Origin of the sequence: Pseudomonas sp. GD03858, assembly GCF_029840925.1 — a bacterium.
Lineage (GTDB): Bacteria > Pseudomonadota > Gammaproteobacteria > Pseudomonadales > Pseudomonadaceae > Aquipseudomonas.
Window position 1 is genome coordinate 14,534 of record NZ_JAOCDM010000036.1, and the last position, 12,617, is coordinate 27,150.

Here is a 12,617-nt window from a genome sequence, read left to right on the forward strand (position 1 = left end):
AGTCCTTCAGGGCTGTTTGCTGCGGGTTGGGTGAACGACGTGCAGATAGTGTTCGGCAACGTCGAGCATACGGTTGGCGAACCCCCATTCGTTGTCGAACCAGGCCAGCAGGTTCACCAGGCGAGGGCCTGAGACACGGGTCTGGCTGGCATCGACGATGGCCGAATGCGGGTCATGGTTGAAATCACAGCTGGCGTGGGGCAGCTCGGTGTAGGCCAGCAAGCCTTTCAGCGGGCCGTCCAGGGCGGCCTCGCGCAGCACCCGGTTGACCTCCTCGGTGCTGGTATCGCGGGAAGTCTGCAGGGTGATGTCCAGGCACGAGACGTTGACGGTCGGCACGCGTACCGCTTTGGCCTGGATTCGCCCGGCAAGTTCCGGCAGCAGACGCTCGATGCCACGGGCCAGGCCCGTGGACACCGGGATCACCGACTGGAACGCCGAACGGGTGCGGCGCAGGTCCTCGTGGTGGTAGGCGTCGATCACCGGCTGGTCGTTCATCGCCGAGTGGATGGTGGTGATCTGCACGTACTCGATGCCGAACGCCTGATCCAGCACCCGCAGCAGCGGCACGCCGCAGTTGGTGGTGCAGGAGGCGTTGGATACCAGCAGCTCGCTGCCGGTCAGACAATCCTGGTTGACGCCGTAGACCACCGTGGCGTCGATGTCCGCCTCGCTGGCCATGGGCTGGGAAAACAGCACCCGTGGCGCGCCGGCGTCGAGAAAACGCTGGCCATCGGCACGGGTGTGGTAGGCGCCGGAGCACTCCAGCACCAGGTCGATGTCCAGGGCGGCCCAGTCGATGCCTTCCGGGGTGGCGCTGCGCAGCACTTTCACGCAGTCGCCATTGATATGCAGACAATCGCCGTCGACCTTCACCTCGCCGGGAAAGCGCCCGTGGGTGGAGTCGAAGCGGGTCAGGTATTCCAGGCTGGCCTGGTCGGCCAGGTCGTTCAGCGCGACGATCTCGAAACCGGCCTTCGCCCCCCGCTCGAACAGTGCGCGCAGGACACAGCGGCCGATGCGGCCGTAACCGTTGAGTGCAACTTTGTAGGGACGCGGGTGGGGCATTCGATGGCTCGCTAACGCATGATGGCTTTGGGGGCCGCGTTGCGGCCCATCGCGACGCAAGGCCGCTCCCACAGGGTACGGTGTACGTCATACCTTGTAGGAGCGGCCTTGTGTCGCGAAACGAGGGCAACGCCCTCGCCTCGCACAGTCTGAATCAGTCTTCCAGCAGTTCTTCGGCGGTGCCCAGGATGTTGTCCAGGGTGAAGCCGAACTCCTCGAACAGCGCGGGGGCCGGGGCCGACTCACCGTAGGTGGTCATGCCGATCACGCGGCCTTCGAGGCCGACGTACTTGTACCAGAAGTCGGCATGAGCGGCTTCGATGGCGATACGCGCGCCGACTTCCAGCGGCAGCACCGACTGCTTGTACGCGGCGTCCTGGGCATCGAACACGCTGGTGCTCGGCATCGACACGACGCGGACCTTGCGACCTTCAGCGCTCAGCTTGTCGAACGCCTGGACGGCCAGGCCCACTTCGGAACCGGTGGCGATCAGGATCAGCTCAGGCTCGCCGGCGCAGTCTTTCAGCACGTAACCGCCACGGGCGATATCGGCGATCTGCTGGGCGTTGCGCTGCTGATGCTGCAGGTTCTGACGCGAGAAGATCAGCGCCGACGGGCCGTCCTTGCGCTCCAGGGCGTGCTTCCAGGACACGGCGGACTCCACCGCGTCGGCCGGACGCCAGGTGTCCAGGTTCGGCGTGCTGCGCAGGCTGGTCAGCTGCTCGATCGGCTGGTGGGTCGGGCCGTCTTCGCCCAGGCCGATGGAGTCGTGGGTGTAGACGTGGATCACGCGCTGCTTCATCAGCGCCGACATGCGCACGGCGTTGCGGGCGTATTCCATGAACATCAGGAAGGTGGCGCCGTAAGGCACCAGGCCGCCGTGCAGGGCGACACCGTTCATGATCGCGGTCATGCCGAACTCGCGCACGCCGTAGAACACGTAGTTGCCGCTGGCGTCATTGGCTTCGACGCCCTTGCAGCCTTTCCACAGGGTCAGGTTGGAGCCTGCCAGGTCGGCCGAGCCGCCGAGGAACTCAGGCAGCAGCGGGCCGAAGGCGTTCAGGGTGTTCTGGCTGGCCTTGCGGCTGGCGATGGTCTCGCCCTTGGCAGCGACTTCGTTGATGTAGGCCTGGGCCTTCTCGGAGAAGTCCGCTGGCAGCTCGCCGGCGGTACGACGCTTGAACTCGGCCGCCAGCTCCGGGTAGGCAGCGGCATAGGCCTCGAAGCGCTGGTTCCACTGCGCTTCGACCTTGGCGCCATTGGCCTTGGCATCCCACTCGGCATAGATGTCGGCCGGGATTTCGAACGGGCCGTGGTTCCAGTTCAGCTCTTTGCGGGCCAGGGCGATTTCGTCGTTGCCCAGCGGTGCGCCGTGGCAATCTTCCTTGCCCTGCTTGTTCGGCGAGCCGAAGCCGATGATGGTCTTGCAGCAGATCAGGGTCGGACGGTCGCTCTTGCGCGCGGTGTCGATGGCCATCTTGATCTCGTCGGCATCGTGACCGTTGACGTTGCGGATCACTTGCCAGTTGTAGGCTTCGAAGCGCGCCGGGGTGTTGTCGGTGAACCAGCCGTGGACTTCGCCGTCGATGGAGATGCCGTTGTCGTCGTAGAAGGCGATCAGCTTGTTCAGGCCCAGGGTGCCAGCCAGCGAGGCGACTTCGTGGGAGATGCCTTCCATCATGCAGCCGTCGCCGAGGAACACGTAGGTGTTGTGGTCGACGATGTCGTGGCCTTCACGGTTGAACTGGGCGGCCAGCACTTTTTCCGCCAGGGCGAAGCCCACGGCGTTGGCGATGCCCTGGCCCAGCGGGCCGGTGGTGGTCTCGACGCCCGGGGTGTAGCCGTACTCCGGGTGGCCCGGGGTGCGGCTGTGCAGCTGGCGGAAGCCCTTGAGATCGTCGATGGTGACGTCGTAGCCGGTCAGGTGCAGCAGCGAATAGATGAGCATCGAGCCATGGCCGTTGGACAGCACGAAGCGATCACGGTCGGCGAAGCTTGGGTTGCTCGGGTTGTGCTTCAGATAGTCACGCCAAAGTACTTCGGCGATATCCGCCATGCCCATGGGGGCACCTGGGTGGCCGCTGTTGGCCTTTTGCACGGCATCCATGCTGAGGGCACGAATGGCGTTGGCGCGTTCACGACGGCTGGGCATCGCTGAGTCTCCTGAGGCTTGAAATAGGTGGTGAAGCGAAAAAGGCGGCCATTTTCGCCCACTGGGGGGGCCGGGGGCAAACTTTTAAGCGGCAAGCGGCAAGCTTCAAGCTGCAAGCCACGATAGACGGGCACCGATCTGCTCTTTCTCTTGCCGCTTGCCGCTTGCCGCTTGCCGCTTGCCGCTTGCAGCCCATCGGCAATATCAAAACTTTTTGATATTGGTCTTGCTAGGGCAACGATGCCTGTCTAGACTCCCGCCCCATGAACCTCAATGCGCCCATCACCCCGCAACGCAGCGACGAGCTGTCCGCCCTGTGCAAGGCCGGCGGCGATCCTCTGCGTCTGAACGTGCTGCGCGCATTGGCCAGCGACTCGTTCGGCGTGCTGGAGCTGGCGCAGATCTTCGACATCGGCCAGTCGGGCATGAGCCACCACTTGAAGGTGCTGGCCCAGGCCGACCTGGTGGCGACCCGTCGCGAAGGCAATGCGATCTTCTACCGCCGCGCCCTGCCCGACAGCCAGCGTCTCGGTGGCCGCCTGCACTCGGCGCTGCTCGAGGAAGTCGACGACCTGGCGCTGGCGCAGGACGTGCAAGCGCGCATCGCCCAGGTCCAGCAGCGCCGCGCGGCGACCAGCCAGGACTTCTTCCTGCGCGTGGAAGAAAAATTCCGCGCCCAGCAAGACCTGATCGCCGGGCTGCCACAGTACCGCGAAAGCCTGCTGGCGCTGCTCGACAAGCTCAGCTTCGACGACGGCGCCAGCGCCCTGGAGGTAGGCCCAGGCGACGGCGGCTTCCTGCCCGACCTGGCCAGGCGCTTCGAACAGGTCACGGCGATGGACAACAGCCCGACCATGCTCGAGCTGGCCCGCCAGGTCTGCGAGCGCCATCAACTGAACAACGTCAACCTGCAGTTGGCCGATGCACTGGGTGCAACGGATGTACAAGCCGACTGCGTCGTGCTGAACATGGTCCTGCACCATTTCAGCGACCCGGCCCTGGCCTTGCGCCTGCTGGCCAAACGGGTGAAGGCAGGCGGCAGCCTGCTGGTCACCGAGCTGTGCAGCCATGACCAGGGGTGGGCGCGCGAAGCCTGCGGCGATCTCTGGCTCGGCTTCGAGCAGGACGACCTGGCCCGTTGGGCCAACGTAGCGGGATTGGTCCCCGGAGACAGCCTCTACGTGGGCTTGCGTAACGGTTTCCAGATCCAGGTCCGGCATTTCCAGCGGGCCGCTGGCGACATACAACATCGGTAAATTTCAGGAACCCATCGAGATGAGCGAATACTCCCTTTTCACCTCCGAGTCCGTGTCCGAAGGGCATCCGGACAAGATCGCCGACCAGATCTCCGACGCGGTGCTGGACGCCATCATCGCCCAGGACAAGTACGCCCGCGTGGCCTGCGAGACGCTGGTCAAGACCGGTGTCGCCATCATCGCCGGTGAAGTCACCACCTCGGCCTGGGTCGACCTGGAAGAGCTGGTGCGCAAGGTCATCATCGACATCGGCTACAACAGCTCCGACGTCGGCTTCGACGGCGCCACCTGCGCCGTGATGAACATCATCGGCAAGCAGTCGGTGGACATCGCCCAGGGCGTCGACCGCTCCAAGCCGGAAGACCAGGGCGCCGGCGACCAGGGCCTGATGTTCGGCTACGCCAGCAACGAGACCGACGTGCTGATGCCGGCGCCGATCTGCTTCTCGCACCGCCTGGTCGAGCGCCAGGCCGAAGCGCGCAAGTCCAAGCTGCTGCCGTGGCTGCGCCCGGACGCCAAGTCCCAGGTCACCTGCCGCTACGAGAACGGCAAGGTAGTCGGCATCGACGCCGTCGTCCTGTCCACCCAGCACAACCCTGAAGTGTCGCAGAAAGACCTGCAGGAAGCGGTGATGGAGCTGATCGTCAAGCACACGCTGCCGGCCGAACTGCTGCACAAGGACACCCAGTACCACATCAACCCGACCGGCAACTTCATCATCGGTGGCCCGGTGGGCGACTGCGGCCTGACCGGTCGCAAGATCATCGTCGACTCCTATGGCGGCATGGCCCGTCACGGTGGTGGCGCGTTCTCCGGCAAGGACCCGTCCAAGGTCGACCGCTCCGCCGCCTACGCCGGCCGCTACGTGGCCAAGAACATCGTCGCCGCGGGCCTGGCCGAGCGTTGCGAGATCCAGGTGTCCTACGCCATCGGCGTGGCCCAGCCGACCTCCATCTCGATCAATACCTTCGGCACCGGCAAGGTTTCCGACGAGAAGATCGTGCAGCTGGTACGCGAGTGCTTCGACCTGCGTCCGTACGCCATCACCACCATGCTCGACCTGCTCCACCCGATGTACCAGGAAACCGCTGCGTACGGTCACTTTGGCCGCACCCCGCAGCAGAAGACCGTGGGTGACGATACCTTCACCACCTTCACCTGGGAGCGCACCGACCGCGCCGCCGCCCTGCGCGACGCCGCAGGCCTGTAAGCGTCCTACAGCGTCACAGGAAAGCCCCTGCCGAGTGATCGGCAGGGGCTTTTTCATGACATATCGCCTGACAATCCGCCGCCACGCGCAGCGGCGGCAGTGCCTAGGCTGAGCATTCCCTTTCGCCTAGCAAGGATGCCGGCCATGCCGTTCGGGCTACTGTTGTTGCTGTTGTTTGCGTGGTCACCCGCCAGCGCTCGAGCCTGCCCCGACTGGTCAGGGCAACGCGCCCAGGCCGAGGTGCAGCAGCTGCGCCAGACCCTCGCCGACTGGGACGATCACTACCATCGCCAGGGCGTGGCGCTGATTGACGATGAACTCTACGACCAGAGCCGTCAGCGCCTGCAGGACCTGCTGGCCTGCTTCTCCTACCCCGACGACGCTGACAATCCGCTGGCTGGCGCCCGCGGCACGATAGCCCACCCCGTCGCTCATACCGGTGTCGCCAAGCTGGCCGATGAACAGGCCGTGCGCCGCTGGCTGCAAGGCCGCCAGGGCGTCTGGATTCAGCCGAAAGTAGATGGCGTCGCCGTCTCGCTGATTTACCGGCAAGGGCGCCTGACCAGCGTGCTCAGCCGCGGCGACGGGGAACGCGGGCACGACTGGAGCAGGCACATCACCGTGCTGAGCGGCATCGTGCGCCAGCTGCCGCAGCCGCTGGACACCGTGTTCCAGGGCGAGCTGTACTGGCGCCTGGACGATCATGTGCAAGCCAAGGACGGCAGCGCCAACGCCCGCGGCATCGTCGCCGGGCTCCTGGCACGCAAGCAGCTGAGCGAGGCACAGGGCGCGGGCATCGGCCTGTTCGTCTGGGACTGGCCGGACGGACCGAACAACCAGGCCGAACGCCTCGCCCGTCTCGACACCCTGGGTTTCAGCGACAGCCAGCGGCTGAGCGTGGCCATCGAAAGTTTCGACGACGCTGCACGCTGGCGTCAGCACTGGTACCAGCATGCACTGCCCTTCGCCACCGACGGCGTGATCCTGCGCCAGGACCACCGCCCACCCGCGCGGCGCTGGCAGGCCCAGGCACCCTACTGGATCGCGGCCTGGAAGCACCCTTTGCGCCAGGCACTGGCCGAGGTTCGCGACGTACGCTTTCGCATCGGCCGCACCGGGCGCATCACACCATTGCTGCAACTGGAGCCGGTGACCCTGGACGACCGCCGGATCGGCCGGCTGAGCCTGGGTTCGCTGGCCCGCTGGCAGTCCCTGGATATCCGCCCGGGCGATCAGGTCGCGGTGAGCCTGGCCGGGCTGGCCATCCCACGCCTGGAGCGCGTGGTTCATCGAAGCCCCGTGCGCGCCGCCGTGCCGGCGCCGGACCCGGCAGCGCATCACGCCTTGAGCTGCTGGACGGCCAGCACTGCCTGTCGGCCGCAGTTCCTTGCCCGCCTGGCCTGGTTGAGCGGCAAGCATGGCCTGGACATGCCCGGCACCGGCCCGGGCCTGTGGAAAACCTTGGTGGACAGCGGACGGGTCACCACCTTGGCCGACTGGTTGAAACTGGACCGCGACGACCTGCTCGGCGTGCCAGGCATTGCCCAGGCACGCGCGGATCGGCTGCTGCAAGCCTTCGAGCAGGGACGCCGGCAGCCGTTCCAGCGCTGGCTGCGCGGCATCGGTCTACCCGCGCCGGCCAACACCAGGCTAGAGGCGGACTGGTTCGCCCTGACTTCCAGAAACATCGAGCAATGGCTTGCCGAACCCGGCGTCGGACCCGGACGGGCCGGCCAGTTGCTGGCGTTTTTCGCCGATGACCAGGTGCAGGCATTGGCCCTGCAACTACGTACCCATGCAATCGAGGGTTTCTAATTTGCGCGGATCAGGGCAGCATTTCGCTTTCTGCCGCCCCGCCCCGAATGGAGCCCCCGATGAAACTGCTTTCGTCCCTCGCCCTGTCCACCCTGCTCGGCTTCGCCGCCAGCCCGCTGCTGGCCGCCGAAGAGCAGCCGGGCCTGACCGGCTGCGCGGCCAAGCGCCAGGCCATCAGCGAACAGATCGAACAAGCCCGCGCCCATGGCAACAGCGACCAGCAGGCCGGCCTGGAAAAGGCCCTGAGCGAAGTCACCGAGCACTGCACCGACGCAGGCCTGCGCAAGGAGCGCGAGCAGAAGGTGCTCGACGCCCGTCACGAAGTGAACCAGCGCACCAAGGACCTGGACAAGGCCATGAAGAAAGGTGACGCGGAGAAGATCAACAAGCGCAAGGACAAGCTGGCCGAGGCGAAGAAGGAGCTGCAGGAGGCCGTGGACGAGCTCGAACGCTAGCCTGACAGCCTCATGTGTGCGAACGCTTGTGGGAGCGGGCTTGCACTCACAACAGCCCATTCGCTCAGTGATTGCGAAACTCGCTATGACAGGCCTTGCACGCCGCCTCGACCTTGTCCATCGGCGCCTTCACCTGCGCCGCGTCCAGTGGCTGGGTACGGGTGACCGCGACCAGCTCGCCGGTAACGCCTTCCAGTTGCCGTGCCAGGTCCTGGAACCGCGCCTGGCGCTCCCAGACCTCGGCCCGCGCACTGCTGTCACCGTTGTCGCGGACCTGTGGGAAGTGCTGCCAGGGCTCCTGGGCCAGGGTATCGAGCTTCACCGCACCATCGGCGAACCTGACTCCGTCGAACGGCAGGCGACCGCGCAGCATGCCGCCCATGTCCTCGCTGGTCTTGAGCATCTGCTTGAAGATCGCCTTGCGCTGGCCCAATGGCGAGTTGGGGTCGACGCCGTCACAGGCACTCAAGGCCAGGGCGGCGAGCAGTACTACGGTCAATCGCTTGAACATCACGGTCTCTTCGGCCAGGAAAACGGGCGGCCAGTATCGCCGCGTCCTGGACAAAGACCAATAGCCACACAGAAAACAGGGGTGAATCTTCATCCTTCCCCCCTTACAGGATCGACGACATGAAATCTGCATTGCGCCATCTCGCCTGGGCGCTGCCCACCCTGGTGCTGCTGGCCGGCTGCAACGGCGGCGAGAGCACCAAGCCCGAGCCGCACGCCATCGCCACCTACGCCCCGGCCACCTGGAAGGACCTGCCCCAGGTCAGCGACGAAGACCTGCTGGCCGGCTTCTACGCCTGGCGCAACGGCTGCCAGAAGCTCACCCGCGACCCGGTCTGGGCCGCCACCTGCGAAGCAGCGGGGTCGGCAACGGCCAGCGCCGCCCAGGTGCGCACCTTCCTCGAGCACAACCTCGAGGTCTACGGCCTGCGCTCGGCGCAAAACAGCGCCAGCGGCCTGATCACCGGTTACTACGAGCCGGTCTACCCAGGCAGCCTGGAACGCAGCGACAGCGCCCACGTGCCGGTGTACGGCGTGCCTGACGACATGATCGTGGTCGACCTGGCCAGCGTGTACCCCGAGCTCAAGGGCAAGCGCCTGCGCGGGCGCCTCGAAGGGCGGGTCCTCAAGCCCTACGACACCGCCGAGGTGATCAACCGCGATGGCGCCAAGGCACCGGTGCTGGCCTGGCTGACCGACCCGATGGACCTGCAGTTCCTGCAGATCCAAGGCTCGGGGCGCATCCAGCTGGAAAACGGTCGCCAGTTGCGCCTGGGCTATGCCGACCAGAACGGCCATCCTTACCGGCCAATCGGTCGCTGGCTGGTGGAGCAGGGTCAGTTGCCAAAGGAAGAGGTGACCATGGGCAGCATCCACGCCTGGGCCCAGGCCAATCCGCAACGCGTTCCGCAGTTGCTGGCCAGCAACCCGAGCTACGTGTTCTTCAGCACTCGTCCAGACAGCAACGAAGGCCCGCGTGGCTCGCTGAACGTACCGCTGACCGCCGGCTACAGCGTGGCCATCGACCGCAAGGTGATTCCGCTGGGCAGCCTGCTGTGGCTGTCCACCACCCGCCCGGATGGCTCGCCCGTGGTACGCCCGGTGGGGGCGCAGGACACCGGCGGCGCGATCACCGGCGAGGTTCGCGCGGACCTGTTCTGGGGCACCGGGCCCGAGGCCGGCGAGCTGGCAGGGAACATGAAACAGCAGGGGCAGATCTGGATGCTGTGGCCCAAGGGCCAGGCGCTGCCAGAAGTACCTAAGGTGCCTTGATCGACGCTGGAGTCTTCGCGGGTAAACCCGCTCCCACAGATTGGCGGCAGCGCCCCTGTGGGAGCGGGTTTACCCGCGAAACAGGCGACTCGGCCTCAGATGGACACCACGAAGAACGACACGATCAGCGCCAACCCGGCGAACCACACCAGCGAGCGCAATGCCGCCCAGTCCGCCAGGTAGCAGATGATGTAGAGCAGGCGACTGGTGATGTACAGCACCGCCAGCACATCCTGGGTCACCTGCTCGGCATTGCCGACGACATCGGCCACCAACACCGCCGCCGCGAACGCCGGAAATGCCTCGAAGCTGTTCTGCTGCGCCGCGTGCGCGCGCCTGGGCAGGCCGGACAGCGTTTCCAGGAACGCCCGCGGGTCGTGGTTGTCACGCAGGCCGAAGCGCCCACTGCTGACCTTGGCGATCAGCGCGCACAGCGGCGCCAGGCACAGGGCGATGAGAATGCACCACAGGGCAACGGTCATGGACAGGACTCCTTGTTCGCAGAGGATCGGTTCAGAGCTTCATCACCAGCATGCCTGCCAGGACCAGCCCGCAAGCTAGGAGTCTCGGCCCACCAAAAGGTTCTTTGAGGTAGCGCATGCCCAGCAGCACCACCAGGATCACGCTCAGCTCGCGCAGCGCCGCCGCCTCGGCCACCGACCCCAGGTGCATGGCCCACAGCACCAGAGCGTAGCTGAACAGTACGCACAGCCCCACCGCCAGGCCCAGGCGCCACTGCGTGCGCCAGAACGACACGAACGGCGCCCGCCGCGCCACGCTGGCCACCAGCGGGAACGGCCAGGCACTGAGCAGGGTCAGCCACACCAGGTAGTCCCACGGTTTACCCCACAGCCGCACGGCCTGGCCGTCGAACCAGGTGTAGCAGCCGATGCACAGGCCGATCAGCGCCACCACCGGCAGCATCGACCAGGGCAGGCGATCGCCGCCCCCGCCCTGCCACAGCAGGCAGGCCATGCCGCAGGGGATCAGCAGGATGCCGACGATCTGTTGCTGGCTCAGCGACTCGCCGGCAAAGGCCAGGGTCAGGCCGAGCACGACCAAGGGCGACAAGCCACGCATCAGGGGATAGACCAGGCCCAGGTCGCCGACCCGATAGGCCTTGATCAGCAGGTAGCGGTACAGCTGCTCGGCCAGCGCCGAGGCCAGCAGCCAGGGCCAGATCCGTGCGGGAGGGAAATCGACGAAGGCCACCGCCAGCACGGCGAACACCAATGCCACCAGATCCATGCTGGCAATCACCAGCAGGCGTTCGCCGCTGAATTTGATGAGGGTGTTCCAGGTGGCGTGCAGCAGGGCTGCGACCAGTACCAGGGAAGTTGCCAGCACGCCGTCTTATCCTTGTGACTGTCCAAGGCTGTGAATATATAGCGTTTGGAAAAGCTCTGCGGGAGCAGTTGCTCGCGAAGAATGCGACTGGGTAGATGGCACCGGCTGCGCCGCTGTTCGCGGGGGAACCCGCTCCCACAGGGTATGCGGTGTACCCACTGAATGGGAACGATTTGGACTGATTCGGTCAAAGCCTGTGTCCCGAGCACCGCGCCAGATCATCCAAGAACTGCCCGAGTCACTCGGGAAACGACTTGGAAGCCACTGTTACAGGATTCGGGATGCTTGAATTAGTTGCCGCGTTTATCTGCCTCACCACCCTTCTCACCTATGTGAATTACCGCTTCATCGGCCTGCCGCCGGCCATCGGCGTGATGGTCACCGCACTGTTGTTCTCCCTGATCCTGCAGGGCCTGAGCCTGATCGGCTTCCCCGGCCTGGAAGAACGCGTCGAAGGCCTGATGAACCAGATCGACTTCAACGACCTGCTGATGCACTGGATGCTGTCGTTCCTGCTGTTCGCCGGCGCCCTGCACGTCAACCTCAGCGACCTGCGCAGCTATCGCTGGCCGATCGGCCTGCTGGCCACCCTTGGTGTGCTGATCGCCACCGTGGTGATTGGCTACCTGGCGCACTGGGTGTTCGCGCTGTTCGGCTGGAACGTGCCGCTGATCTACTGCCTGCTGTTCGGCGCGCTGATCTCGCCGACCGACCCGATCGCCGTGCTCGGCGCGCTGCGCACCGCCAACGCCTCCAAGCCGCTGAAGACCACCATCGTCGGTGAGTCGCTGTTCAACGACGGCACCGCGGTAGTGGTGTTCACCGTGCTGCTGGGCATCATCCAGCTGGGCGAGACGCCGAGCGTCGCCGACACCGCCCTGCTGTTCGCCCGCGAAGCCATCGGCGGGGTGGTGTTCGGCGGGGTGATCGGCTATGCCACCTATCGCATGATCAAGAGCGTCGAGCAGTACCAGGTAGAGGTGATGCTGACCCTGGCCCTGGTGATCGGCGGCTCGGCCATGTGCTACGAGCTGCACGTCTCGGCGCCGATCGCCATGGTGGTGGCCGGTCTGATCATCGGCAACCTGGGGCGCAACCTGGCGATGAACGACATGACCCGCCGCTACATGGACGGTTTCTGGGAACTGATCGACGACATGCTCAACGCCCTGCTGTTCGCCTTGATCGGCCTGGAACTGTTGCTGCTGCCGTTCAACTGGCTGCACTTGGCGGCGGGCGGCGTGCTGGCGGTGGCGGTGCTGGCTTCGCGCCTGCTCACCGTGGCGCCGGCGATCATGCTGCTGCGCCGCTGGCGCGCGGTGCCGCAAGGCACCATTCGCGTGCTGACCTGGGGTGGCCTGCGCGGCGGCGTGTCGGTGGCCCTGGCGCTGTCGCTGCCGCAGGGCGACGAGCGCGACCTACTGCTGTCGATCACCTACATCGTGGTGCTGTCGTCGATCCTGGTGCAGGGACTGTCGATCGGCAAGGTGGTCAAGGGCGTAAGCCAACAAGCCTGATGCATCGAGCTGGCT

11 protein-coding genes are annotated in these 12,617 nt (G+C 65.7%); 6 read left to right on the forward strand and 5 right to left on the reverse strand.

Translation table 11 applies throughout. The features are described 5' to 3' along the window. Positions 1-6: 6 nt before the first annotated feature. Together epd and tkt are read right to left on the reverse strand one after the other, a co-directional pair. A complete protein-coding gene (gene epd, locus N5D48_RS12030) occupies positions 7-1,068 on the reverse strand; it encodes an erythrose-4-phosphate dehydrogenase (protein ID WP_050707217.1) in 1,062 nt (353 codons plus the stop codon). A gap of 154 nt (positions 1,069-1,222) precedes the next feature. Then, positions 1,223-3,220, reverse strand: coding sequence for a transketolase (tkt, locus tag N5D48_RS12035; RefSeq protein ID WP_279884380.1), 1,998 nt, complete (start codon positions 3,218-3,220; stop codon positions 1,223-1,225). A gap of 263 nt (positions 3,221-3,483) precedes the next feature. On the opposite strand from tkt, the gene N5D48_RS12040 reads away from it, so the two are divergent. The 4 genes from N5D48_RS12040 to N5D48_RS12055 all read left to right on the forward strand — a co-directional run bounded on the left by N5D48_RS12040 (position 3,484) and on the right by N5D48_RS12055 (position 7,956). Beyond that, entirely contained in the window at positions 3,484-4,476 is a 993-nt protein-coding gene (locus N5D48_RS12040; RefSeq protein ID WP_279884382.1) for a metalloregulator ArsR/SmtB family transcription factor, read from the forward strand. 19 nt (positions 4,477-4,495) lie between these two features. Beyond that, positions 4,496-5,686, forward strand: a complete 1,191-nt coding sequence (gene metK / locus N5D48_RS12045) for a methionine adenosyltransferase (RefSeq protein ID WP_279884384.1) — start codon at positions 4,496-4,498, stop codon at positions 5,684-5,686. Positions 5,687-5,830: 144 nt separating this feature from the next. Then, positions 5,831-7,501: an NAD-dependent DNA ligase LigB gene (ligB, locus tag N5D48_RS12050; RefSeq protein WP_279884386.1), complete on the forward strand. Its 1,671-nt coding sequence runs from the start codon at positions 5,831-5,833 to the stop codon at positions 7,499-7,501. Between the two features lie 59 nt (positions 7,502-7,560). Continuing rightward, positions 7,561-7,956 (forward strand): DUF1090 domain-containing protein, encoded by a 396-nt coding sequence (locus N5D48_RS12055; RefSeq protein WP_186733341.1) that lies wholly within the window; start codon positions 7,561-7,563, stop codon positions 7,954-7,956. Between the two features lie 64 nt (positions 7,957-8,020). Here N5D48_RS12055 and N5D48_RS12060 read toward each other — a convergent pair whose 3' ends face one another. Then, a complete protein-coding gene (locus N5D48_RS12060) occupies positions 8,021-8,467 on the reverse strand; it encodes a cytochrome c (RefSeq protein ID WP_279884388.1) in 447 nt (148 codons plus the stop codon). A 119-nt stretch (positions 8,468-8,586) separates the two neighbouring features. Here N5D48_RS12060 and N5D48_RS12065 point away from each other — a divergent pair, with 119 nt between their 5' ends. Then, the gene (locus tag N5D48_RS12065) at positions 8,587-9,738 is read left to right on the forward strand and encodes an MltA domain-containing protein (protein WP_279884390.1); all 1,152 of its coding nucleotides are present in this window, start codon (positions 8,587-8,589) and stop codon (positions 9,736-9,738) included. 95 nt (positions 9,739-9,833) lie between these two features. Here N5D48_RS12065 and N5D48_RS12070 read toward each other — a convergent pair whose 3' ends face one another. Together N5D48_RS12070 and N5D48_RS12075 are read right to left on the reverse strand one after the other, a co-directional pair. Beyond that, positions 9,834-10,220, reverse strand: coding sequence for an MAPEG family protein (locus N5D48_RS12070; protein ID WP_279884392.1), 387 nt, complete (start codon positions 10,218-10,220; stop codon positions 9,834-9,836). A gap of 31 nt (positions 10,221-10,251) precedes the next feature. Then, positions 10,252-11,085 (reverse strand): DMT family transporter, encoded by an 834-nt coding sequence (locus N5D48_RS12075; protein ID WP_279884394.1) that lies wholly within the window; start codon positions 11,083-11,085, stop codon positions 10,252-10,254. Between the two features lie 281 nt (positions 11,086-11,366). Here N5D48_RS12075 and N5D48_RS12080 point away from each other — a divergent pair, with 281 nt between their 5' ends. After that, positions 11,367-12,602 (forward strand): sodium:proton antiporter, encoded by a 1,236-nt coding sequence (locus tag N5D48_RS12080; protein WP_279884396.1) that lies wholly within the window; start codon positions 11,367-11,369, stop codon positions 12,600-12,602. The last annotated feature ends 15 nt before the right edge of the window (positions 12,603-12,617 follow it).

Bases quoted from the DNA above. Each gene is read 5' to 3' on its own strand.
- tkt (WP_279884380.1), bottom strand. From the start codon at position 3,220: ATGCCCAGCCGTCGTGAACGCGCCAACGCCATTCGTGCCCTCAGCATG.
- metK (WP_279884384.1), top strand. From the start codon at position 4,496: ATGAGCGAATACTCCCTTTTCACCTCCGAGTCCGTGTCCGAAGGGCAT.
- epd (WP_050707217.1), bottom strand. From the start codon at position 1,068: ATGCCCCACCCGCGTCCCTACAAAGTTGCACTCAACGGTTACGGCCGC.
- N5D48_RS12060 (WP_279884388.1), bottom strand. From the start codon at position 8,467: ATGTTCAAGCGATTGACCGTAGTACTGCTCGCCGCCCTGGCCTTGAGT.
- N5D48_RS12040 (WP_279884382.1), top strand. From the start codon at position 3,484: ATGAACCTCAATGCGCCCATCACCCCGCAACGCAGCGACGAGCTGTCC.
- N5D48_RS12070 (WP_279884392.1), bottom strand. From the start codon at position 10,220: ATGACCGTTGCCCTGTGGTGCATTCTCATCGCCCTGTGCCTGGCGCCG.
- N5D48_RS12080 (WP_279884396.1), top strand. From the start codon at position 11,367: ATGCTTGAATTAGTTGCCGCGTTTATCTGCCTCACCACCCTTCTCACC.
- ligB (WP_279884386.1), top strand. From the start codon at position 5,831: ATGCCGTTCGGGCTACTGTTGTTGCTGTTGTTTGCGTGGTCACCCGCC.
- N5D48_RS12065 (WP_279884390.1), top strand. From the start codon at position 8,587: ATGAAATCTGCATTGCGCCATCTCGCCTGGGCGCTGCCCACCCTGGTG.
- N5D48_RS12055 (WP_186733341.1), top strand. From the start codon at position 7,561: ATGAAACTGCTTTCGTCCCTCGCCCTGTCCACCCTGCTCGGCTTCGCC.